Here is a 22,175-nt window from a genome sequence, read left to right on the forward strand (position 1 = left end):
TCCACCGTCAGATCATCCGCGAAACGCCGCTCACCAGAAGCGTCGGGCACATACTTCACACAGACAACGATCCTCAAGCTCACGACGGCTCTCCTACGGATGGAGGGTTGGTCCGGCCGAGACTATGGCACTGGGTACCCTCTGTAAAGGTACCCAGTGCCAAAAGGGCCGGTGCGGTGTTACGTTCCCCGCATGACTGAGGTGCGCAGGCGACGCAAGCCGGAACCCGGCCCCACCGCCGGGACCGGCCCTGCCGGGACAGCCGGCCGGGCCGCGAAGGTGCCCATGCGGGAGGCCCTCGCGGAGGCTGCCTTCCAGCTCTTCCTGGAGCGCGGATTCGAGCGGACCACGGTGGACGACATCGTGGCGCGGGCGGGTGTCGGCCGACGGTCGTTCTTCCGCTACTTCCCGTCGAAGGAGGACGCCGTCTTCCCCGACCACGAGAGCTGTCTGGACGAGATGACCGCCTTCCTGGAGGCGAGGGGCGGCGGCGACGGCGGCGGAAACGGTGAAGGCCGGAGCGTTGGGGAGGGCGGCGGCGATCCGGTGGCGACGGTGTGCGACGCGGCGCGGATCGTGATGCGTATGTACGCCGCGAAGCCCGACTTCTCCGTACAGCGCTACCGCCTCACCCGTGAGGTGCCGGGGCTGCGGACGTACGAGCTGTCGGTCGTACGCCGCTATGAACGCACCCTCGCGAGCCATCTGCGTGCCCGCTACCCGAAGACCACGGACGGGGCGCTGCGTGCGGAGGTGATCGCGTCGGCGGTGGTCGCCGCGCACAACAACGCCCTGCGGGGCTGGCTGCGGTCGGGTGGCGAGGGCGATGTGGCCGCGGCGGTGAACCACGCGCTCGGCCTCGTCCAGCGGGTGTGGGGCGCGGCCCCGGATTCACCCCCGGCGCCGGACCCCTCCGCTCGCCCCGCCCCCGGAACCGGCAAGGGCTCCGGTGCGGGAGGCGAGGGCTCCGGGGCGGTGCCCGTCCCCGGGGCGGAGGACGACCGCGGCCCGGTCGGCACGCTCGCCGAGGACGACGAGGTCATCGTCATGGTCGCCCGCAAGGGCACCCCTGTGTGGCGGGTCGTCCAGGGGATCGAGGCGGCACTCGAAGGCGCCTGAGTTTGACGGGAGTCGACAAAAACCGGCCACCCAAAGATGTGGCACTCAGTACCTATACACCTCGACACTGAGTGTCATATGGTGCGAAGGCGCCAACGCGAGAGCGGGGCGAGTCCGAGCCGAGTGCAGGGGGTCGTGCCATGTCCCAGCCCGGAACCGACACCGTGCCGGAGGTACGGGAAGACGTCGGTCTCATCTATCAGCGGTGCCGCTGGTGCGGTACCGCTTCCTTCCGCAAACTCCTCTGTCCCGTCTGCGCGTCGAGCGATCTGGAATCGGAGCGCAGTACGGGTGAGGGCATCGTCATCAGGTCGGCGGTGGTGCACCGGTACACCCGGATCGCCCGCAACGAGTCCCTGGTCCGCTTCCCCGAGGGCTTTATGTTCCGCTGCCGGGTCATCGGGGCGGCGCCGCATCTGGTCTGGATCGGGGCCCGGGTACGGCCCGTGGCCGCCGCCGATCTCGACGCGGGCGAACTCGTCGTCGAACTGTGCGACACGGTCAGGCATACCGACTGGCGGTGAGAGCCGCGTGAAAGGGCAGGTGCCATGAGGCAGTTCAGCAGAGTGGGCGTCGTGGGCTGCGGCCTCATGGGGGCCGGGATCGCCGAGGTCTGCGCACGGGCCGGACTCGACGTCCTCGTCGCGGAACGCGACGAGGCGGCCCTCGCGGCGGGCCGGGAACGGCTGACCACCTCACTCGACCGGGGGGTGCGCAGCGGCAAGTTCACCGAAGCCGACCGCGAAGCCGCCCTCGGCGGACTGTCGTTCACCCACTCCCTCGCGGACTTCGCCGACCGGGATCTCGTCATCGAGGCGGTCGCCGAGCGGCGCGAGGTGAAGACGGCGGTCTTCAAGGAGCTGGACCAGGTGCTCGGGGCGGGCGCGGTCATCGCCTCCAACACCTCCTCGATCCCCATCACCGATCTGGCCGCGGTCACCGGCAGGCCCCAGAAGGTCGTCGGGGTCCACTTCTTCAACCCCGTGCCGGTGCAGCGGCTGATCGAGATCATCCCCACCCAGCTGACATCCGTCTCCGTGACGGAACGGGTGGTGACCTTCGCAGAGGAGACGCTCGGCAAGACCGCCGTACGCGCCCGGGACCGGGCCGGGTTCGTCGTCAACGCGCTCCTCGTCCCGTATCTCGTCTCCGCCGTGCGCATGCTGGAGTCGGGCGCCGCGTCCGCCGAGGACATCGACAACGGGATGGTCCTCGGCTGCTCCCACCCGATGGGCCCGCTCCGGCTGCTCGACCTCATCGGGCTCGACACCGCGCAGTCGATCGCCGAGTCGATGTACGAGGAGTTCAAGGAGCCGCTGTACGCACCGCCGCCGCTGCTGCGCCGGATGGTCGCGGCGGGCGCGCTGGGCCGTAAGTCGGGCCGCGGGTTCTACACGTACGACACACCCGGCTGACCCGGACCGGGCCGCACCCGCCCCGGGGCCGTGCCGGGGCCTTTCCCCGGGGCGCAGCACACAGCGCCCCGGAGCTGCATTGGACCGGGCGGCCGGTGAACCCTCATGCCCGCCTGCCCGTCCGGGGCCCACACACCCGGGGGTTGTGCCGGGGCCTTTCCCCGGGGCGCAGCACACGGCGGCCCGGAGCTGCATCGGACCGGGCGGCCGGTGAACCCTCATGCCCGCCTGCCCGTCCGGGCCGCACCCGCCCCCGGTAGTGCCGGGCCCTCACCCCCGGGCGCAGCCCGCCGCCGTGGACCACTCCACCAGCGCGGACGCCAGGAACTCGCCCAGTCTGCGCCGCCGTTCCCCCGTGTCCGGGGGGACCTCGTACGACAGGTCGACATGGAGGACGAACCGCATCGGTACGCCCTGCCGCTCACAGGCGATCAGGGCCGCCGCGCCGTCGTCCCCGAGCCGGGAGTCGATCCCGATGCCCGGCTTCCCCGGGTTCTCGAACCGGTTGACCAGACCGCGCGGGTTGTCGAAGGGGTTGAGCCCGGCCGGGACGACATCACCGCTCAGATACACCGCCAGCTCGTCGTCGACGTAGAGCCGGCAGCGCGGGCCGCCGGGCCGGGAGGCGCGGTCCGACTCCCGGTAGGAGCCGCCGGGAGGCAGCAGGGGTCCGAGCGTCCCCGGGGCGACGGGTGTTCCGCAGATCCTCGTGGGGACCGCGTAGCCCCGCTCCGGTCCGGTGCAGACGGCGACGGCGACGGCGGCCAGCGTGCCCGCGGTGGCGGCTCCGGCGGCCACCGCCACGGCGATCCGGCCCCGGCCCCCGCCCGGCCGCCGGACCCGGCCCGGACGGCGCAGCAGCCGAAGACGGCGAGAGCGGTCCTGAGGCCGGGGACGATCCGGAGGCCAGGGGCGGCGGTCTGGACGTAGGTGATGGTCCGGAGGCCAGGGGTGGTCTGGACATAGGCGATGGTCCGGAGGCCGCGGGCCGTCCGTATGCCCGGGACGGTCCGCCGGGAAGAGCCCGCCGGAAGAGGCGGCGCGGTCCGGCGGGGAGAGCCCGCCGGGAGGGGAGGCACCGCCCGGCGGGGGCGGGCCGGCGGGCGGCGAGGGTCCGTCCCGGCGGGAAGCGCGGTCCCGAGGAGAAGGGCCGTCCGGCGGGCGGGTCACTGGTCGCCCGCCAGGCCCTTCGAGCGGGCGTTCCCGTCGTTGGCCGCGCCGTTGATCCGGTCATGGGCCGTGTACGAGCTCTCCGCCAGGCCCGGGTTGATCGTGTGCCACTCCCTGGCGAGCGCCCCGAGCTGCTCCTCGCGCACCTTGAACACCTTCGCGTTGTCCTCGCCCGCCCGGTCGTTGATCCGGCCCTGCTCCTCCAGCTGCCAGGCGTAGGTGATGGCGTCGACGCTGCGCTGGGCCGCGTCCCCGACGACGGGCAGGAAGTTCACGATGCCGCCGCCGATGTGATAGGCCCACTTGGCGTTCCAGGACGGATCGTTCTTGTCGGTGGCGAGGGCCTGGTAGCGGGCCTCCTCCAGGAAGCCGACGGTCTGTCCGGCGCGCAGCAGGGGTTCGTTGCTGCCCCGGTCCTGGTGGATGTCGTGGACCAGTTCGCGGTTGAGGGCCTCGTTGAGCATGCCGTACGCGTTCTGGTCGCGGGAGACCTGTTTGGCCACCTCCAGGAGCTGATCCCGGTCGAGGGGGCTGGTGGTGGCGTCGAGACTGCTGGCGGACCGGTGCACGGCGTCGCCGTGGTTGCCGAGGATCTTCGCCATGTCGTCGCGCAGTTCGGGCGGGAAGTCGTCGCCGGCGCGGGAGAGCTGTTCCAGGGAACGGTCGAGGACCTGGCGGTGCTCCACGGTGTGTTCGGTGAATACCGCGTTCTTGTCGTCGGGGTTCATCCCGGTGGCGGCGGCGACCAGCGCGGAGCCGAGGGCGTCCCGGTTGGCGTGGGGTCCTTCCGTCTTCATACCGTCGGCGAACCAGTCGCGTTCGCCGAGCACCCAGGCGGCGTTGTCCTGTGGCTGAGTGGTGTTGAAGAACTGGGTGGACGCCTCCGGGTTGTGGGCGAGCGCCTTCATGAAGCCGGTCATCGGGTCGCGCCCGAAGTCGTCGTCGGCGTCCTGGAAGTTGAGATGGGTGTCGGCGTTCAGGGGCCCGTGCCAGTACTTCTCCGGCAGGCGCATGTCCTTCTCCGTCGCGACCAGGGCGGTGCCGTAGTCGTTCAGGAACTTCTTGTCGTACACGCCGTCGCGCATCAGATTGCTCATGACCTGGAAGCCGAACGGGCGGGAGCCGCCGTTCAGTTCGAGCGGCTTCGGGCCCAGCTCGATGACGTCCTGCTTCCACTGCCGCATGGCCGGGGAGTCGCTGTGGCTGGCCTGGGCGAGGACCAGGCCCAGATTGCGCTGGGTCTCCGCCAGTTCCCCGCGCCGGGCGTCGGTGACGGCGGGCACCTGGCGGGGATCGGTGAGGCCGGCGTAGAGGCCGAGGGTGCGCTCCGCGCCCAGGCTCGCCGTGAAGCGCTCCGCGAAGACGGGGTTGTCCCGGTTGTCGGCGAGGAGGTCGTTGAGGCGTACGAGTTCGGCGTCGGACATCCGGGGGCCCCGGGACGCCAGACCGATCGCGGTGTCCGCGTCCCTGAAGGACTGGGCGCGGTCCTGGCCGCGGTAGTCGTCCAGCCCGGCGTAGCTGTCGTCGCCGAAGTCGTACGGATGCTTCTCGGTGAGGTCGCGCAGTGCCCGGGCCACGGTCTCGTCGGCGTCGCTCGCGGTTTCCAGGGCGCGGGTGATCCGGTCCCGTACGGCGTCCAGGCTCTGGGCCGACGGGCCGGGGTCGGTGGTGCCGGTGCCGGCACCGGTTCCCCGGCGGTCGGGGTGCACGGAGCGGGCGACGACCCCGTCGGGCCAGATGGTGACCCCGGCGGGCGGGCTGTCCACGATCCGCCGCAGTTCGTCCCGGGCGGACTTCAGGGCGCTGTGTCCGTCCCGCAGGATGTTGCGGACGCTGGTGGCCTCGGTGACCGCGTCCCGGAACTCCTTGGTGGTCTTGTCCACGAACGGCCGGGTGACTCCGGCGTTCTCGCCCTGCCAGCGGGCGGCGTCGGACTTGGCCTTCATGTTGTCGCGCGCCTCGTCGGCCAGCCGTTCCAGCTTGGAGATCATCGCGGTCCAGTCGGTGACGGCCTGGTCCAGTTTGCCCAGCCGTACGTGGAGCACGTCCTCGAACGTCAGATGTGCCATCTCGCGCTCGCCCCCCGCCTAGTGGAAGTACTCGGACAGCCGGGAGGCGGTCATCGGCAGCTTCTCCGTGTTCCTCATCGATGTCTCGATCCGGCGCTCGTCCTCCCCGTGGACCTTGGTGGTGAAGTCGAGATGGTTGGAGATATGGGCGCATGCCTCCAGCAGGGCCTTGACCTGGTTGTCCCAGGCACCGGCGAGCCCCGTCAGCGCGGGGCCCGTGGTGAAGCGGCCCCCGCCCAGCTCACCGGCGGCGCCCCGGGTGGCCTCGGCCGCGTGCTTGCCCGCCGACGCCAGACCGCCGCGCAGCCGGTACGCCGCCCGGCCGATCAGCCCGAGATCGTCCCCCCGGACGAGCAGATCGCCGGAGCCCCCGCCCGGCCCCCGTGGTACGCCCGGCTCGTCGGGGACCCTGTTCAGCCGCATCGCCGCATCGGCCTTGGCCTGTGCCCATTCCGCCTCGAACGACATGGATGTGCCCCCGTGCAGTCTCTGATCGCCTTCTGTGAGATCCGACCGTAGGAGCGGCGGAACGGGGCACGGAGCCGATGAAGGGATCCCTTGCGCGTCACATACGGATCGTTGACGCGATGACGACGTGATAGCGGGGCGGGGGCGGGAGGGGCGCCCGGGCGGGGGCGCCGGGCCGGGGTAACGGGCCCGCACGGGTGTGGGCGCACCGGCCCGGCCCGGGGAGCCGGACCGCCAGGGCCGGTTGCCGGCTCTGCTTCGGCGCGGGGTCCGTGTGTGTCCCGATCCCCCGGGGCCGGGGGAACGGGCATGCCGGCCCGCCTCGTGGCGCGGGCGTGCGGCCGGGCGAATCCGACCCCGTCCGGGCGTGCCGAGTGAGGTAGGGGGCGGGCACAGCGCACCCGGTCGTACGGGCACAGCGCGCCGAGCCGCACGGAGCGGGCCAAGGCGTACGGAGCGGGCAAGGGGTACGGAGCGGGCCGGGCGGTCCGGAGTAGGCCACGGCGTACGGAGCGGGCAAGGCGCGCGCGGCGCCGCAGGAGGTACCGGGCCGCGCGCCCGCGGCTCACGTCAGGATCTTCTCCTTCGCGCGCTGGAACTCCTCGTCCGTGATCGAGCCCTTCTCCTTCAGCTCGGCGAGCTTCGCCAACTGGTCGGCGTGACTGCCACCGGCCCCGCCACCCGTGCCCGCGGTCTGGCGGATGTACGACTGGAACGCGGCCTCGCGCTGTTCGGCGGCGGCGACCTCGCGCTCCCCCATCGATCTGCCGCGGAAGATGACATAGATGAGCACGCCGAGGAAGGGCAGCACGATCACCAGGATCAGCCAGCCCGCCTTGGCCCAGCCGTTCATGGTGTGGTCACGGAAGATATCCGTGATGACCTTGAAGAGCAGGAACAGCCACATGATCCAGAGGAAGAACCAGAGCATGGTCCAGAAGAGGTTGAGGAGAGGGTAGTCGTCCACGGTGGGCTCCCTTCACCGCACCGGTGCTCCGGTGCGGGCTCGCGCGGTACGGGGTGGGTCTTCCGGCGCCGGTCCGCAACGGATACGGACCGGCGGTACGGGCCATGGGCCATCGGTACAGGCCATCGGTACAGGCCATCGGTACGGGCCATCGGGTACGCGTGGGCCGGGGCCCGTTCCGCGTACCCGTGTGTCCGGGGGCGCCGGGCGAACCTGTGTCCAGGGACGGCCGGGCGGACCTGTGTCCTCGGGGGCGCCCGGCGGACCGTACGTCCAGGGGCGCCGGCGGGCCTTCCGCGCCGCCCCACGGACCGTGTCCATCGGCCGCTCAGTACCGGAGCGCGGTGCCGACCTCGGTCTTCACCTGGCCGGAGAGCTTGCGGTTGCTGAGGGCCGTGGCCGTTTTCGATCCGGAGGCGGGTACGCCGGAGACGGTGACCACGGTCGTGTCCTGGAGGTTGCCCTGCTGGTCGCGGTAGTTGACCTGGACGGCGAAGGACTTCGTGGAGTCGGCGGTGTTGCGGACCGTGACCGCGACGGCGGTCTTGCCGTCGCTGCCGGTCCTCGGGGTGCCGAGGGTCACCTCGCCCTTGGCGTCGACGCCGTTCTTGATCTCGCCGAGCTTCTGCCCCGCCGACGCGGTGGCGGAGGCGATGGCCGCCGTCGCCTTGGCGCCCACCGAGTTCACGGCGGACACGGCCTTGGACGTGACGGCACCGGAGGGGCTTTTCTCGTTGGAGCACCCGGCCGCTCCGGCGGCCGTCGCCGTCGCCAGGACCACCGTCGCCGCCGCACTCGCGACGGGCCGCTTCCACCGACCGCTCATGCGACCCGCCTCCTTGCCCTGTTCACGCTCTGCTCTCCGGTCCCGCGCGGAAGTACGCGGGTGGTACGGCCAGTGAATGAGCGGCCGGGGGTCGTCGCACGCCCGTGAACTCCGTACGGATGAATGCGCCCGCAGCCGTGGGGCGACCGGGTGAATCGCCGGGCGAATATTCGAGGGGGCCGGTGCGTACGGCCTCGTGAAAATCAGGTCATAGGTCTGATATCGCCATGTTCATCCATGGCGGTGTCGGAGCCGCACACGAGGAAGCGACGCCGCCGGTCGGCCGGTCCCGTCGCGACGGGGGGAGACCCGGCCGGCTGCTGCGGTCATGGGCCGTGGGGGCCTGTGTGACCCTGCTGGCGTTCGCCGTGCCCGCGGCCGCGGCACAGCAGGAACCGGTGTCCACGGCGGCCGGAGAGACCGCGGGCGGGACGGCGGCCGGAGAGACCGCGGGCGGGACGGCGGGCGGAAGCCCGGGCAAGGCCCCGGGTGAGACGGCGGGTGAGACGGCGGGCGGAGCCGCGGTCAGGGCGGCGACGGGAAAGCTGAGGCTGTGTGCCAACCGGAGCGTGGACGGCGGCCCGTTCACCACCGGCCACACCAGCACCGAGCAGCCGCTACCGCCCGGCCATGTCGCCTACGCGGCGGTCTACGACGCGGGTGTCTCGCCGGGCGAGTTCGCCGGGGAGGTCCACCGGGGCCTTACCGGAGTACCCGCCGCGGCCCGGCTGGCGGAGGGCCTCGAAGACGCCGGAGGGCTGCTCGACCCGGCGAGCGCGAGGCTCCACAACGGCGAACTCCACCGGATCGACGGCGGCTCCTGTACGGATGTGGCGGTGGCCCCGGGCCGTACGTACTACGTCGTCCCGTACGGCAAGGACTACGACGCCGAGGGCCGCTTCCTCGGCTACCGGGACTTCAGCCGGTTCGGGGCCGGGCCGGGCTGGACCCACGGCTACTGGATCGGCGGCGGCTACCCGGCCGGCTCGCACTTCGACGGCTCCGGGCTGTTCGTGACGCCTGCCGGGGACCGCGCCTTCTTCAGTGGCGGCACCGGCGGTCATCTGGGCGGCAGGGTCATGCCCATCACGGTCGAGCCCGGCGGTACCCGCAGGATCTCCACGATCGTCAGGCACTTCTCCGTGACGATCACCAAGAAGAGCGCGCCGGGCGGGAGGGTTCCGGTGGCGAACCGCACCTTCCTGCTCACGGACAGAGGGCTCGGCTCCCATCCGGGCAAGGCCGGCAGGAGTTCCGGCAAGAGTTCCGGCGAGGGCTCCGGCGGGGACTGCTGTACGGCGGTCCACGCCCGGACCACCGGCAGCGACGGCACGCTCTACACCACCGACCCGCTCGCGGGTCGGCGGCTGACGGCGTACGAGTACATCGGCCCGGCCGAATGGGCCGGGGGCCTGCGGGCGGACCACACCGCGCAGGGCGTGCGCCCGCAGGACGTGGCGTACCACCCGGTCACCACGGCGCTCAAGGAATCCCTGCTGAGCGAGCCGTATCTGGAGGAGTACGACAGGGACCTGCTGTCGCGGATCGAGACGGGTGGATTCTTCGCGGGCGGCGGTCCCGTCCTCGACGACGTCGACGGCGGCCCCTACCGGGCGCGGCCGGTCGTCTTCACCGGCTCGCGTTCCCCCGCCCCTGCGATGACCGCCGCCGTCACGGTCACCGGTACGGACACGGCGACCGGCGCGCCGCTTGCGGGCGCGGCCTTCGAACTGTGGCGGGAGACCAACGGCCGGACCGGTCTCCAGACCGGCGGAGCCGACCCCGACACCGGTATCGGGTCACCGTGCACGACCGGACCGGACGGCGTCTGCTCCCTGACGGTGACTCAGGGAACGTACTACTGGAGGCAGTCCGCGGCTCCGGTCGGGTACGACCTCCCGGCCGATCCGGTCCTCCCGCTCACCCTGACAGCCTCCGGCGGGGGCCGGGGCGCCGCTGTCACGGCCCGGTCCGCCAGAACCCCGGTGCCGCCCGTCAGCGGCAGGGTCACCGTCGTGCAGGCGGACGCCGAGTCGGGCGCCAGGCTCGCGGGGGCGGTGTTCGAGCTGTGGCGGGAGACCAACGGCCGGGCGGGTCTCCAGTCCGGCGGAGCCGCTCCGGACGAGAGGACCGGCCCGGACTGCGTCACCGACCGGACCGGCCGGTGCACGCGCACGGTGGGAACCGGCAGGTACTACTGGCGGCAGACCGCGGCCCCCGCCGGGTACGCCCTCCCGGCGGTCCGGGACCTCCCGCTCACGCTGACCGACGAGGGCGCATCGACCGGTGGGAACGCGGGCGCCTCAAACGGTGGGAACGCGGGCGCCGCCACGGGCGCCGGTGTCACCGCCCTGAGCACCAGGATCCCGCCGGCACCCGTCTCGGGTGAGGTACGGGTCGTGATGAAGGACGCCGAGTCGGGAGCGACGCTCGCGGGGGCGGAGTTCGAGCTGTGGCGGGAGACCAACGGCAGGCTCGGTCTCCAGACCACCGGAGGCGCCCCCGACACCGGCGGCCCGGACACCCGGGTGGGCGCCGGGTGCGTCACGGGCGCGGACGGCCGGTGCGCCCGTACGGTGACGGCGGGCACGTACTACTGGTACGGGACGGGGGCACCCGCCGGGTACACGCTGCCCGGCGACCGGGTCGCCGGACCGCTGCCGCTGTTCGCGGTGAACGCCTCCCAGGGCGTCACCGGCACCGCGGAGAGCACCCGGACCGAGGGCGCCGTCATGGTCCGTACGGTCGACGGGGCGAGTGGCCGGACGCTCACGGGTGCGGAGTTCCGGCTGTGGCGGGAGACGAACGGCCGCGCCGGTCTCCGGACGGCGCCGTCCGACGGCATCCGGTCCGACACCTTGGTGCGCCGGGGCTGTTCGATGGACAGCGCGGGCTACTGCGTCTTCGACGAACTGGGTGCCGGCACGTACTGGCTCCAGGAGACCCGTGCGCCGAAGGGGTACGTCCTTCCCGGGAACCCGGTCACCGGACCGTATGTGATCACCGCGGCCGACGCGGACGAGCCGGTCACCGTGAAGATCGCCAACAAGCGCGGCGAGCCCGGAAGGGCATGAGCGAGGGCGGCGAGGCTGATCCCTTTCGCCGGTGTCCCTCGATCGCGCCGGGGGCTCGGACACCCCACAAGGGAGCCCGCGCCCCCGGCGGTTGGCTCACCGCGGGTCTCCTCGGCCGTCCGGGTCCTCGCCCGGGGCCGTACGCGCGTGGCGGTCCGCCCTCACCGTTGGGGTGGTCCATCTGCCGCCGGTTCCCCGGCCGGGCGCGCTCCCGGCCGGGCCGGTCCCGCCGGGCCGACCGCTTCCGACTGCCGGGGCGCTCCCGGCCCTTCGCCGTCTTGGCGGCGGCTCCGACGGAGACCGTCGTACACCTCTCGTCCGTACGCACCCGACCGTACGCCTACGGCCATACACTCCTGAGCCGTACACCCCTCGGCGGACAGCGCACTCCCGTACGACACCGGCTGTACGCCTCGCCGCCGTCCGCCGCCGGGCCGACCGCCCCGAGCACACCTTCTGCGGCCGGGCGCGCTCCTGGCCCGGCCGCTCCCGCCGGGCCGACCGCCCCGGGCACACCGTCTCTGCCCACCCGCCTCCGGGCCGGCCTGGCTCCGGCCACCCGCCTCCGGGGGCCGGCCGGGACCCGTTCGCCCGCCGCCGGCCCGGGCCTCCATCCCGCCGGTCACCGTCGCGAGGGCCGTGACCGCGGTGGGGCCGAGGCCTCGCCCTCCGCCGCCAGGTGCGGCATGATCCGGTCCAGCCACCTCGGCGTCCACCAGGCCCGCCGGCCGAGCAGGGTCATCACGGCGGGCACCAGCAGCAGCCGTACGACCGTCGCGTCGATGAGGACACTCGCCGCGAGCCCCAGACCCAGCATCTTCACCACGATGTTGTCGCTGATGATGAACGACGCGAAGACGCTGACCATGATGAGCGCGGCACAGGTGATGACCCGCGCGGTGATCTCCAGGGCGTGCGCCACACTCGCCCTGGCGTCGCCCGTCCGCAGCCAGGCCTCGTGGATACGGGACAGCAGGAAGATCTCGTAGTCCATGCTGAGCCCGAAGACGATGGCGAACATCATCATCGGCACATAGCTCTCGATGGGCACCTTGCCCGAGACCCCGAGCGCCGGACCACCCCAGCCCCACTGGAAGACGGCCACGACGACGCCGTACGAGGCCGCGATCGACAGCACGTTGAGGACGGCCGCCTTGACCGCGACGAGCAGCCCCCGGAACACGGTCAGGATGACGAGGAAGGCGAGCCCGACCACGACCGCGATGATCAGCGGCAGCCGGGCGGCGACGATGTCGAGGAAGTCGACCTGCGCGGCGGTCGTACCGGTGACATAGCCGTGCGCGCCCGTGCCGGACACCGCCTGCGGCAGGACGTCGTCCTTCAGCCGGTCGACCAGGCCCCTCGTCCGCCCGTCCTGCGGACGGGCGACGGAGTACGCGGTGCCGACGAGCGCGGCACCGTCGGCGGTCGGCTTGAGGGGGGTGACGGCGGCCGCGTCCGGCACGTCCGTCAGCGCAGTGCGGAGCCGGTCCGCCAGCCGGGGCCGGTCGGCCGGCGGTACGGAGGTCTGGTCGACGACGATGGTCAGCGGACCGTTCGAACCGGGCCCGAAGGCCGACGACATGAGGTCGAACGCCCGCCGGTCGGTGAAGGACGTCGGATCCGCGCCGTCGTCGATGTGCCCGAGCTGGATGAAGAAGACGGGGAACGCGAGGACCGCGAGTACGACCACACCGCTGATCAGATACCGCCAGGGGCGCCGTTCCACCCGCCGGGCGTACCGGTGCCAGCCGCCTTGCGCCTCCTCGCCGGGCCCGGCGTCCGTCTCGGCGATCGGGGTGCGCACCCGCAGTCTGTCGATGTGCCGTCCGATCAGGCCGAGGACGGCCGGGACGAGGGTGATCGCCCCGAGGACGGCCGTGACGACGGTGACGGCGGCGGCCAGCCCGAGTTTGCCGATGAAGCCGATCCCGGAGACCCACAGCCCGGTCAGCGCGATGATGACGGTGCAGCCGGAGAGCAGGACCGCGTGGCCGCTGGTGGCGGTGGCTTTTCCGGCGGCGGTCACCGTGTCCTCGCCGTTCATCAGGTTCTGGCGGTGCCGGGTGACCAGGAACAGCGCGTAGTCGATGCCGACGCCGAGACCGATCATCGTGGCGAGCGTGGGCGAGACGGTGGCGAAGGTGAAGGCGGCGGCCAGCAGTCCCAGCAGGGCCAGTCCGCCGACGACACAGAGCAGCGCGCTCACCAGCGGCAGCACGGCGGCCACCACACTGCCGAACCCGATCAGCAGGACCAGGATCGCCACCGCGAACCCGATGGCCTCACTGGCCCGGTCGTTGGTCCTGGGCCGGGCGAGTTCGCCGAGCGACCCGCCGTACTCCACCTGGACGCCCGAGGCCCGCAGCGGCTCGACGGCCGAGTCCACCCCGTCGAGGTACCCCGACCCCAGTCTGGACGGCTGCACCGAGAAACGGACGGTGATGTACGCGGTCCTGCCGTCGGTGGAGAGCGGTCCGGTGTCGGGGGTGCCGGGCGGGGTGGGCGGCGCGGTGAGCGGATTCTGCGCGGACAGGACGTCCGGCAGCTTCTGGAGAGCGGCGACGGCGGCCGCGACCTCGCCGCTCTCGGCGCCGAGCGGTCCGGTCGCGCTGTGCAGCACCACCTGGCTGCTGTAGCCGCCCGCGGCCGGCTCGTGCGCCTGGAGGACGTCGAGGCCGTCCTGCGACTGGGTGCCGGGGAGGGAGAAGTCGTCGGAGTACTCGCCGCCGTAGGTGTGGTGCAGCACCTGGAGTACGGCGAGGGCGGCCAGCCACAGCACGATGACGAGCAGCCACCGGCGGGCGCACCACTCGCCCGTACGGCGCAGGGTGCCCTTGCGCGGCGGGGCCGTACCGGAGCCGTTCCGGGGTGGCGGCATGGGCATGGACACGCGTACTCCCGAACGGCCGGGGCTCGGACACCTCGCAGTCAAGGCCGCCCGGGGCTCGGCGGCATGCCGGGACGGGCCGTTGGGGCGCGGGCTGTCGGGGCGCGGGCCGTTCGCGTGAGCCGCGGGGGTTGCCTGGGGCGTGGGGAGCCGCGGGGGTTGCCTGGGGCGTGGGGAGTCGCGAGGGTTGCCTGGGGTGCGGGTGAGCCGGTCGGGGTGCGGGTGGCGTGAGTTGTCGGGGTTGCCCGGGGTGCGGGTGCGTCGGCTGAGGTTTCAGGGGTCGTGGGGGTCGCCTGGGGTGCGGGTGAGCCGCCCGGGCGCGGGTGGGCAGAACCGTCCGGCGCACGTCCGGCGCACCCTCGCCCCCTCCGGCGCACCCCGGCCCCGGACCCGCGCCCTGACCCGGGGCGCGGGCACCCGTAACCCCGGCCCCGCCTCCCGGCCCGGGCACGCGCCCCGCCCCCGGAACGCGCCCCGGTTGCGTACCCCCGCGCCGCCCGAGTCCCGCGACTCCCCGAGTCCAGGCCCGCTACCGCGCCACGAACTGCGTGAGGATGGCCTGCACCTCGTAGATGTCGACCCCCTTGGTAAAGGTCTTCTGCACCGGTACGGAGTTCCCGGACACCCAGATCTTCAGCTCAGCGTCCAGATCGAAGGTCCCGGCCGTCTCGACGGCGAAGTGCGTGATGCTCTTGTAGGGGATCGAGTGGTACTCGACCTTCTTGCCGGTGATCCCCTGCTTGTCGACCAGGAGCAGCCTGCGGTCGGTGAACAGGATGGTGTCCCGGATCAGCAGATACGCCGCGAACACCTGCTCGCCCTGGCCGAGCAGCCGCGCGTACTCCTGTGCCGCCGCCGCAGGATCGATCGGGTGCGCGTTTCCGAACAGAGCCATGTAAGCCCCCCTGAAGTCGATGAAGTCTGACGATATGGTCACTCTAACCGGAGTGTTCCGGCCATCTGCCGGGCACCGGCGGGAGTCCTTACCCGCCCCGCCGGCGCCGACCGGTCCGCGGTCTCCCGGGACCCGCGTCCACGGCCTCCCGAGGTCCGCGCCCCCTCGGCCCCGGGGTCCGGACCCGGCCCCGGGCGCGGGACGTCCGGACCGCCGCCCCCAAGGGTCGGATACGCCCCTCGTCATGGTGTCCGGATCCGCCGATCGGCTCCGGCCCGGTGGGGTCCCACCCGTACCGGGTCCGTGACGCCTTCCCCGCCCCGGCCGTTGAAGGCGTGTACACGGGCTGTGCCCGTCCGCCGCCAAGCCACCCTTGGAGAGCCGTTGCTCGGTCACGCCACGCCCGCGTCGCCCAAACCGGACATCAGGAGCTACGCGGCTCCCTCGCTCGGATACGCCCTCTTCGCCACCCGCTGGCTCCAGGCCCCGCTCTACTTCGGGCTGGTGGCCGCCCAGGGCGTCTATGTCTACAAGTTCTTCAACGAGTTGCTGCATCTCGTACAGCACGTGGTCTCCGGACAGGCGGACGAGACACACGTCATGCTCGCCGTGCTGAAGCTCGTCGACGTCGTGATGATCGCCAACCTGCTGATCATGGTGATCGTCGGCGGTTACGAGACCTTCGTCTCGCGCATCGGACTTCAGGGCCACCGGGACCAGCCCGAGTGGCTGTCGCACGTCAACTCCAATGTGCTGAAGGTGAAACTGGCGACCGCCATCGTCGGTATCTCGTCGGTCCATCTGCTCCAGATGTTCGTCGACGTCGACCACACCGCCCAGCACTCGCTGCTGTGGGGGACGGTGATCCATATGGCGTTCATCCTCTCGGCCGCGATCCTCGCGTATATGTCGGGCCCGATGGAGTCCCTCGCTCACTCGGCCCACGCGGCCTCCTTCGGGGGCCCGCGCGGCGGGGGACCGGACCGGACCGCGGAGGACGAGGAGTTCAGGGCCTCCAACGCACCCACGGCGCTGCGGGAGTTCATCCCCGCGCAGGACACGGGTGCCGGCCGGGAGAACTCCGGGAACTCCGGGAACTCCGGGGCCGAGTCGCGTGTGCGCGCCGCGGGTTTCCCCACCCGTAAGTCGCTGGAGGAGTTCGACGCCGACCGCCAGCGGCCCGGCGACAGCGAGACCGTCACCCGCCTGTCCACCATGGACTTCGTCACCGCCCACCGCAACGCACTCCTCATCGGCCCGCCCGGCACCGGCAAGACCCATCTGGCCATCGCGCTCGGCATGCGGGCCTGCCGCACCGGTCACGAGGTCCGCTTCGCCACCGCCACCGAGTGGGTCGCGCGTCTCGGCGAGGCGCACCACACCGGCCGGCTGTCCGAGGAACTGGCGGAACTCGACCGCTGCGCCCTGCTGGTCATCGACGAGATCGGCTACGTCCCCTTCGAACCCGAGGCGACCAACCTTCTGTTCCGGCTGGTCTCCCACCGCTACGAGCGCGCCTCCGTCATCGTCACCAGCGACAAGCCGCTCTCCCGGTGGACCGAGGTCCTCGGTGACTCACCCGTCACCCTGGCCCTGATCGACCGCGTCGCCCACCACGCGGACATCGTCAGCCTCAAGGGCGACAGTTACCGGCTGCGCGGCCATGGCGTGGACCACGGGTTCGCCACCGCGGACCCGGCCGCCGGACGGTGATTTACGGCCTCCTTCGGATCCCGCCGTCATCGGAGGCGTCCGCCGGCCCCGGCGGAACCCCTCGCACGGGGCGGGGCGTCCGTACGGCGCGCGGGGCCCGGGCGGGCGGCACGCCTGTGTGCCTTCGGGCCGGTTTGGGGGAACGGGGCTCGCCGACACCCGCCGGGCGAGGGCGGAACATTGCGGCAGCGAACACCCGGGGACAGTGGTGGGCGAGCCCGGAAACCGTGTCTCAATAAGGGCGGTGGGCGCCGGGCGCGGGTACCGGGCGGGCCCGGACTTCGCAATCCTTGATCCCGGTGGGCCGGTCGGCACACGTCCGGACCGCCTCAGGAATCCACCGAAGTCCGTAACAAACTAGCCAAAGGTAGCGGAGCCATCAACACTCACATTCCGGCCACTGAGACGGCCACCGAAGACGCCTGGTTCAAGTCCTCGTACAGCAGCGGCGCGGGCAACAGCTGTGTCGAGATCGCCGACCTGACCGATCGGGTCGGCATCCGTGACTCGAAGGACAAACAGGGCGCCGCCCTTGTCGTTCCGGCGGCCTCCTGGGCCCGGTTCGTGGCCTTCGCGAGCGAGTCCGCGGTCGGCTGACCGGGCGGGTGAACCAAGGGCCAGGCCGTCGGGCCTGGCCCATTTCTCTGCCCGGAAGCCGGCGCCTTCTGGGTGCCGCCGGAGGCGCGGGCGACGGCCGTTCCCGACGCGGAGACCATCGAGACGGCCGCCAAGCACACACCCCGGAAGCCGCACTGGTATCTGGCGCTGATCGGCGCCGACCCGGCCGCCGAGGGCCACAACGCATTCCCGCGCCCGGCAGGAACAGACGGCAGGCCGACCGCCGCCCCTGGAGCTCCAGGAATCACCTTCGGGGCCTGCCCTCACTCGGCCCCTGCGGATTTCTGGTCCTCCATCAGACGAACCATGCATGCCAACGCCGCCGCCGGATCAGAGGTTTCAAGCACTGTATGGTCCAGTCCCCATGGATGCGTCATCACGACAAAGCCCCTGGTCGACGCGGCGATCGCCGGGAACGGCTCCACGGTGTAGTCACGGAAGTCACCCGTCGCCGACACATGCAGCTCGTTCATGCTGGTCCACACGAACAGCCTCCGCAGCACCGGCTCCTCCGCCGCCAATTGCAACACGGCCCACATGGCAGGACTGGCCCAGTCCCCAGGCCGATGCGGCGGTCGCCAAGCTTCCAACGTCCCCTGCCACGTTCTGTCGCACTCGCTGTCCCTACCTGAGATCGCCATGCCCCGACCATCGAGCCGGTCCTTGCCCGCTGTCAACGCCGGGCACTGCGGGAGATCAGCGACCTGCGCGAGTGCTCTCCCGACCACATACGTCTACCCGTCGTCACAGACTGTGCTCCCGCCTGACATGAGATGAGCGGGCTGTGGAGCCTCAAGCTCGCTTGGCTGGCCCGCCAGCGCTCCGCCTCGTAGAGGCCGAGGTCAGTTACTCGGCGCTACGGCTCCGGGCTCCGACGCGCCACGCGTCGACCGACGCTTTCACATACTCGGTGAAGTCGCGCGGCTCCCGGCCGAGCGCGCGCCGCACTCCGTCGGAGAGATGGGCGTCCATTCCGCGCCGGATCGGGCCCACCGCCTCCGCGAAGTCCTCCGCCTCGGCTGCCGCCCATCCCTGACCGGTCAGTTCGGCGACGAACTCATCGTGGGACAGCGGGACATAGCGCAGGTCGCGGCCGGTGGCCGCGGAGATCTCGGCGGCGGCCTCGGCGATGGTCAGGGCCCGGGGGCCGGAGAGTTCGTACGTCTGCCCGCTGTGGCCCTCCCCGGTGAGCGCCTCGACCGCCACCGCGGCGATGTCCTCGGTATCGACGAAGGAAGCCGCGCCGTCCCCGGCAGGCAGCCTCAGCTCACCGGCGAGGACCGCGTCCAGGAAGATGCCCTCGCTGAAGTTCTGCGCGAACCAGGCGGGTCGCAGGATCGTCCACGCGACACCGCCGTCGCGCACGGCACTCTTACCGTCGATATGGGTGGCACCGGCGATGTTGGCCTCGCCGGAGTACCCCGGCACATCCACACCGCGTCCCGACAGCAGCACGACGCGCTCGACGCCGAGTTCGGCGGCGCGCTCGACGAAGGGGCGGGTGAGGAGTTCCCCGTCGTACGGCACGAGGAACACCGCCTTCACACCCTCCAGCGCCGCGTCCCAGGTGGCGCGGCCAGTCGAATCGCGGTTCACCGGAGCGCGACCCCACCCGGACCGGAGTCCCGGCGCCGACCGTCACCGCCCGCTGCTGGACCTGGTCGACGAGGAGGTCGCCGGCGACCGGCCCGCCCAGCAGGTCATGCGCGACCGGCTGCTGGACCTGCTGCTCCTCTCCACGCTGCGGACCTGGTTCGACCAGTCCGAAGCGCACGCGCCCGCGTGGTACCGCGCGGTGGACGACCCGGCGGTGGGCCAGGCCCTGCGGCTGCTCCACGGCGATCCGGCCCGCCCCTGGACCGTGGCGAAGCTCGCGGCAGAGTCGGGGCTGTCCCGCGCCGCGCTCGCCCGCCGCTTCACGGCACAGGTCGGTGAACCACCGATGACCTACCTCGCCTCCTGGCGTATCGACCTGGCGGCCGACCTGCTGCGCGAGACGGACGCCACGGTCGGCTCCGTCGCCCGGCAGGTCGGCTACGCCAACACCTTCGCGCTCAGTGTCGCCTTCAAGCGTCTCCGCGGTATCACCCCGACCGAGCACCGCGCCGCACCGCCGCCCCCGGAGCTCGGACGCTGAGCGTCGTACGGAGCCGGTGCCGTCCGCGACGCCGTGACCGTGTGCTCCCCATCCGCGACACTCACGGAGTCATAGAGCCACGGAGCCACAGAGGGCCGTGGCCGTGGGGCGGCCTCCGGCACGGTCGTGAGCGGTGGGCTGTCGGTGCCGGGTGCGAGGATCACCGCATGGTGATGTGCGACTACTTCTCGGCGTCCGACGACGACGCGGCCGTCTCCGTCCTCGACGAGTACGGCGGACCGGGCATGGCGGGGTTCGACGCGGTACCGCTGAAGGGGATCGACCCGGTCGTCGTGATGGCCCAGCTCGAAGCGATCCTGACCGGCTGCACCTATGACGAAGCGCTGGACCGCCCCCGCTCGGGGCAGCTGCTCTCCTCCCCGGAGGCGGAGAGCGCGTTCATCGTGAGTGTGTCCGACACCCTCCAGGAGGCGCTGGCGGGGGCCGCGGGCGCCACCCTCGCCGAGGCCGCGGGGCCGTGGTCCGAGACCGATGAACTCCGGTCGTCGGAGATCGCCCCTGAAACCGCGGCCGAGGTGCTGGTTCTGCTGTCGGAGCTGGCCGGTCGCGCCCGGTCGGCCGGTCACCGTCTGTACTGCTGGTGGGCTCTGTGAGGTAGATGTGCTGTTACGGAACGGAGGGGAGCGGCTCTCGGCGAGATCCGGACGGAGGTATCGGAACCACTGCGCAAATGATTCCGTACCTCATGAGGGTCCTGGCAACTGATTCCGCTGATCTGTGGCGAAACGGCCGCGATATCGGTAGCGTGCAACGAAGTCGGGCGCCGGTCCCGAAGGCCGGGCGAGGTCTCCGGCCGCGTCGGTTCCGGCTCCGGATCCCGTGACCGCCGACCTGTGACCACCGGATCCCCGGCCACCGAACACGGCAGCGTCCGAACCTCGAATCCCGAACCCCGGCACCTGCCTCCCGGGGCCCGTCGCAGGAGCCGATATGCAGCAGAGCCCGCGCCCGACCCCGCTGTCCGGGACCGAACGCACCCGCCACCGCCGTCTGCGGGAGCAGGGGCGCGACGACCGTGCCGCCCTGGACGCGATCCTGGGCGCCGGGTTTCTGTGCCACCTCGGCGTGGTCGTCGACGGACACCCCATGGTCGTGCCGACCGTCTACGGCACCGACGGGCACAGCCTCTACCTCCACGGTTCGGTCGCCAGCCGCAGCCTGGTCGCCTCGCCGGACGCGACGGTGTGCGTCACGGTCACCCATGTCGACGGACTCGTCCTCGCCCGCTCGGTGTTCGAGCACGGGGTGAACTACCGCAGCGCCATGATCTACGGCACCCCCCGCCTCGTCACCGACCCGGAGGAGAAACTCACCGGCCTGGCCCGCCTCACCGAGCACGCCACCCCGGGCCAGTGGGACTACGCCCGCCGCCCGAGCCGCAAGGAACTGGCCGCCACCGCGCTGCTCGCCCTGTCCCTGGACGAGGCCTCCGTCAAGATCCGCACCGGCCCCCCGGACGACGGCGACGGCCCCGACGCCGCCCTCGGCATCTGGGCGGGCACCCTCCCCATGACCCTGTCCTTCGGCGAACCCGTACCCGACCCCGTACTCCCCGAGGGCATCGACACGCCACCCCACATCGCCTCCCGCGCGGGTACTCCGGCGACCCTCCTCCCCGAAGCCTGAGCCCCGCCGCCCCACGAGCCGCCCCTTCCACGAGCCGACCGCCGAACGGGGGGACGACCGCCGAGCCGTCCACCGCCCGCCGGGTCACGCGCGTTCTACCCGGCGTCGTGGTCCCGCCAGGGCAGTACCCGGACCTCCGCGACGGGCCACGCCGCCTCCTCGGCGTCGGGCGCCCGGTTCAGGAACTCCCTCTGCTGATCCCGGTACCAGAGCGTCTGCTTCGCGTGCAGCACCGGCGCCGACAGCCGCCCCACGCCCGGGAAACAGGCGCCGACGACATACGCGAGGGCCAGGGCCGCCTCGGCGTCGCAGCGCGGATCGCCGGGATGGTCGTACGGCGTCCGGCCGGAGCCGTGCGGTACGCCGTACCACTCGGTCACGGCCTCCAGGGAGCGCCCGCCCAGGCGGGTGCGGTCGGCGCGCCGGTCCAGTACGAGGGGGTCGCAGACCGGTGTGATGCCGTGCGGGGCGCGATCGGCGAGAGAGGCGAGCCCATGGCGCCGCAGCTCCGCCTCCAGGGAGGTCAGTACGAAGGGGGCGAACCAGGCCACCAGTGGTTCCCCCGAGGCGAACTGCCCGGTCAGCACCTCCGCCAGCTCCTCCAGCGCCCGGGCCGCCGGAACGCCCTCCGCCCGAGCCCGCTCCACCGTGAGGCGATGGTTCTTGCGCGGTGAGACGGACACCGCCTCGGGGCCGGGGTCGACCAGCCACCACCGGGCGGGCCCGTCGGTGACCCGTACCGCGGCACCGAGAATCCGGTCGACGCCGTACCGGTTGCCCGTGGTGGCGATGTCGAGCGCCATCAGGCGCCCTCGGTGCCAGCCGGGGTTCCCGCCCCTCGGGGGCGGCGCTGCCTCGCGGACGTGCTCGCGGTGGGCCACCCGCCACTTCCCGTGCCCGTGCCCGGGCAGGGCGAGCACCAGGACGCCGGTGCGGGCCGCCACGGACCCGCCGCACGCCTCGCACTCCCCTTCCCGCTCGTTCACCCGCAACGCGTCGACGTCCGAGGTCATACCACCCGGCTCGGCTTCCGGCGCATGCTCCGGGTGATACGTCACCCAGCTCCCCGAACGGCTCCGCAGCAGCACCCCGGCCCCGGCCGCCACCGCGCCCGCACACCGTACGCAGGCCGCTTCCCGCCAGTTCACCCGCGCCGGTCCCGGCATG

General features: G+C 72.2%; 19 protein-coding genes and 2 pseudogenes. 10 read left to right on the plus strand and 11 right to left on the minus strand.

Translation table 11 applies throughout. The features are described 5' to 3' along the window. Positions 1–83, minus strand: a pseudogene (locus ACIBCM_RS32985) (electron transfer flavoprotein subunit beta); the annotation flags it as partial. 202 nt (positions 84–285) lie between these two features. Between ACIBCM_RS32985 and ACIBCM_RS32990 the strand changes: the two are divergent. The 3 genes from ACIBCM_RS32990 (at position 286) to ACIBCM_RS33000 (ending at position 2,534) form a co-directional block, all read left to right on the plus strand. Next, complete coding sequence (locus ACIBCM_RS32990) at positions 286–1,119, plus strand: TetR family transcriptional regulator (RefSeq protein ID WP_399249864.1); 834 nt, start codon at positions 286–288, stop codon at positions 1,117–1,119. Between the two features lie 140 nt (positions 1,120–1,259). Further along, positions 1,260–1,643 carry a Zn-ribbon domain-containing OB-fold protein gene (locus tag ACIBCM_RS32995; protein ID WP_399249753.1) on the plus strand — a complete coding sequence of 128 codons (384 nt, stop codon included), beginning with the start codon at positions 1,260–1,262 and terminating at the stop codon, positions 1,641–1,643. A gap of 24 nt (positions 1,644–1,667) precedes the next feature. Then, the gene (locus ACIBCM_RS33000) at positions 1,668–2,534 is read left to right on the plus strand and encodes a 3-hydroxybutyryl-CoA dehydrogenase (protein ID WP_399249754.1); all 867 of its coding nucleotides are present in this window, start codon (positions 1,668–1,670) and stop codon (positions 2,532–2,534) included. A 270-nt stretch (positions 2,535–2,804) separates the two neighbouring features. Here ACIBCM_RS33000 and ACIBCM_RS33005 read toward each other — a convergent pair whose 3' ends face one another. The 5 genes from ACIBCM_RS33005 to ACIBCM_RS33025 all read right to left on the minus strand — a co-directional run bounded on the left by ACIBCM_RS33005 (position 2,805) and on the right by ACIBCM_RS33025 (position 8,034). Continuing rightward, entirely contained in the window at positions 2,805–3,332 is a 528-nt protein-coding gene (locus ACIBCM_RS33005; protein WP_399249756.1) for a hypothetical protein, read from the minus strand. Positions 3,333–3,700: 368 nt separating this feature from the next. Then, a complete protein-coding gene (locus ACIBCM_RS33010) occupies positions 3,701–5,773 on the minus strand; it encodes a hypothetical protein (protein WP_399249758.1) in 2,073 nt (690 codons plus the stop codon). 18 nt (positions 5,774–5,791) lie between these two features. Next, positions 5,792–6,241 carry a hypothetical protein gene (locus ACIBCM_RS33015; protein ID WP_399249760.1) on the minus strand — a complete coding sequence of 150 codons (450 nt, stop codon included), beginning with the start codon at positions 6,239–6,241 and terminating at the stop codon, positions 5,792–5,794. A 565-nt stretch (positions 6,242–6,806) separates the two neighbouring features. Next, the gene (locus ACIBCM_RS33020; RefSeq protein ID WP_399249762.1) at positions 6,807–7,208 is read right to left on the minus strand and encodes an SHOCT domain-containing protein; all 402 of its coding nucleotides are present in this window, start codon (positions 7,206–7,208) and stop codon (positions 6,807–6,809) included. 328 nt (positions 7,209–7,536) lie between these two features. Beyond that, on the minus strand, positions 7,537–8,034 hold the full coding sequence (locus ACIBCM_RS33025) for a hypothetical protein (RefSeq protein ID WP_399249764.1): 498 nt from the start codon (positions 8,032–8,034) through the stop codon (positions 7,537–7,539). Between the two features lie 347 nt (positions 8,035–8,381). Between ACIBCM_RS33025 and ACIBCM_RS33030 the strand changes: the two genes are divergently transcribed. After that, positions 8,382–11,108: a collagen binding domain-containing protein gene (locus ACIBCM_RS33030; protein ID WP_399249766.1), complete on the plus strand. Its 2,727-nt coding sequence runs from the start codon at positions 8,382–8,384 to the stop codon at positions 11,106–11,108. A 622-nt stretch (positions 11,109–11,730) separates the two neighbouring features. Here the strand turns inward: ACIBCM_RS33030 and ACIBCM_RS33035 are convergent. Next, positions 11,731–13,995, minus strand: a complete 2,265-nt coding sequence (locus ACIBCM_RS33035) for an MMPL family transporter (RefSeq protein ID WP_399249866.1) — start codon at positions 13,993–13,995, stop codon at positions 11,731–11,733. 532 nt (positions 13,996–14,527) lie between these two features. Beyond that, positions 14,528–14,893 (minus strand): PH domain-containing protein, encoded by a 366-nt coding sequence (locus ACIBCM_RS33040; RefSeq protein ID WP_399249768.1) that lies wholly within the window; start codon positions 14,891–14,893, stop codon positions 14,528–14,530. 384 nt (positions 14,894–15,277) lie between these two features. Here ACIBCM_RS33040 and istB point away from each other — a divergent pair, with 384 nt between their 5' ends. The 3 genes and pseudogenes from istB to ACIBCM_RS33055 form a co-directional block, all read left to right on the plus strand. Continuing rightward, entirely contained in the window at positions 15,278–16,606 is a 1,329-nt protein-coding gene (gene istB, locus ACIBCM_RS33045; protein WP_399249770.1) for an IS21-like element helper ATPase IstB, read from the plus strand. A gap of 390 nt (positions 16,607–16,996) precedes the next feature. Further along, positions 16,997–17,203 (plus strand): DUF397 domain-containing protein, encoded by a 207-nt coding sequence (locus ACIBCM_RS33050; protein ID WP_399249867.1) that lies wholly within the window; start codon positions 16,997–16,999, stop codon positions 17,201–17,203. Positions 17,204–17,260: 57 nt separating this feature from the next. Continuing rightward, a pseudogene (locus ACIBCM_RS33055) lies at positions 17,261–17,401 on the plus strand (GNAT family N-acetyltransferase); the annotation flags it as partial. Positions 17,402–17,487: 86 nt separating this feature from the next. Here the strand turns inward: ACIBCM_RS33055 and ACIBCM_RS33060 are convergent. Then, positions 17,488–17,865, minus strand: a complete 378-nt coding sequence (locus tag ACIBCM_RS33060) for a DUF6193 family natural product biosynthesis protein (protein ID WP_399249772.1) — start codon at positions 17,863–17,865, stop codon at positions 17,488–17,490. A 205-nt stretch (positions 17,866–18,070) separates the two neighbouring features. Next, a complete protein-coding gene (locus ACIBCM_RS33065; protein WP_399249774.1) occupies positions 18,071–18,820 on the minus strand; it encodes an NAD(P)H-binding protein in 750 nt (249 codons plus the stop codon). On the opposite strand from ACIBCM_RS33065, the gene ACIBCM_RS33070 reads away from it, so the two are divergent. From ACIBCM_RS33070 to ACIBCM_RS33080, 3 genes are all read left to right on the plus strand, one after another. Next, a complete protein-coding gene (locus ACIBCM_RS33070) occupies positions 18,792–19,361 on the plus strand; it encodes a helix-turn-helix transcriptional regulator (protein WP_399249776.1) in 570 nt (189 codons plus the stop codon). The two genes, ACIBCM_RS33065 and ACIBCM_RS33070, sit on opposite strands and share 29 nt — an antisense overlap. Before the next feature lie 167 nt (positions 19,362–19,528). Then, complete coding sequence (locus tag ACIBCM_RS33075; protein WP_399249778.1) at positions 19,529–19,975, plus strand: hypothetical protein; 447 nt, start codon at positions 19,529–19,531, stop codon at positions 19,973–19,975. Positions 19,976–20,312: 337 nt separating this feature from the next. Beyond that, positions 20,313–21,008: a pyridoxamine 5'-phosphate oxidase family protein gene (locus ACIBCM_RS33080; RefSeq protein WP_399249780.1), complete on the plus strand. Its 696-nt coding sequence runs from the start codon at positions 20,313–20,315 to the stop codon at positions 21,006–21,008. Positions 21,009–21,103: 95 nt separating this feature from the next. Here ACIBCM_RS33080 and ACIBCM_RS33085 read toward each other — a convergent pair whose 3' ends face one another. After that, positions 21,104–22,174 (minus strand): hypothetical protein, encoded by a 1,071-nt coding sequence (locus tag ACIBCM_RS33085; protein WP_399249782.1) that lies wholly within the window; start codon positions 22,172–22,174, stop codon positions 21,104–21,106. Position 22,175 lies beyond the last annotated feature (1 nt).

Source organism: Streptomyces sp. NPDC051018 (assembly GCF_044456085.1).
In the GTDB taxonomy this organism is placed as follows: Bacteria; Actinomycetota; Actinomycetes; order Streptomycetales; family Streptomycetaceae; genus Streptomyces.

Excerpts from the sequence above, each read along its gene's own strand:
- ACIBCM_RS33035 (WP_399249866.1), bottom strand. The coding sequence starts at position 13,995 with ATGCCCATGCCGCCACCCCGGAACGGCTCCGGTACGGCCCCGCCGCGC.
- ACIBCM_RS32995 (WP_399249753.1), top strand. The coding sequence starts at position 1,260 with ATGTCCCAGCCCGGAACCGACACCGTGCCGGAGGTACGGGAAGACGTC.
- ACIBCM_RS33000 (WP_399249754.1), top strand. The coding sequence starts at position 1,668 with ATGAGGCAGTTCAGCAGAGTGGGCGTCGTGGGCTGCGGCCTCATGGGG.
- ACIBCM_RS32990 (WP_399249864.1), top strand. The coding sequence starts at position 286 with ATGCGGGAGGCCCTCGCGGAGGCTGCCTTCCAGCTCTTCCTGGAGCGC.
- ACIBCM_RS33025 (WP_399249764.1), bottom strand. The coding sequence starts at position 8,034 with ATGAGCGGTCGGTGGAAGCGGCCCGTCGCGAGTGCGGCGGCGACGGTG.
- ACIBCM_RS33015 (WP_399249760.1), bottom strand. The coding sequence starts at position 6,241 with ATGTCGTTCGAGGCGGAATGGGCACAGGCCAAGGCCGATGCGGCGATG.
- ACIBCM_RS33075 (WP_399249778.1), top strand. The coding sequence starts at position 19,529 with ATGGTGATGTGCGACTACTTCTCGGCGTCCGACGACGACGCGGCCGTC.
- ACIBCM_RS33085 (WP_399249782.1), bottom strand. The coding sequence starts at position 22,174 with ATGCCGGGACCGGCGCGGGTGAACTGGCGGGAAGCGGCCTGCGTACGG.
- ACIBCM_RS33040 (WP_399249768.1), bottom strand. The coding sequence starts at position 14,893 with ATGGCTCTGTTCGGAAACGCGCACCCGATCGATCCTGCGGCGGCGGCA.
- ACIBCM_RS33010 (WP_399249758.1), bottom strand. The coding sequence starts at position 5,773 with ATGGCACATCTGACGTTCGAGGACGTGCTCCACGTACGGCTGGGCAAA.
- ACIBCM_RS33080 (WP_399249780.1), top strand. The coding sequence starts at position 20,313 with ATGCAGCAGAGCCCGCGCCCGACCCCGCTGTCCGGGACCGAACGCACC.
- ACIBCM_RS33060 (WP_399249772.1), bottom strand. The coding sequence starts at position 17,865 with ATGGCGATCTCAGGTAGGGACAGCGAGTGCGACAGAACGTGGCAGGGG.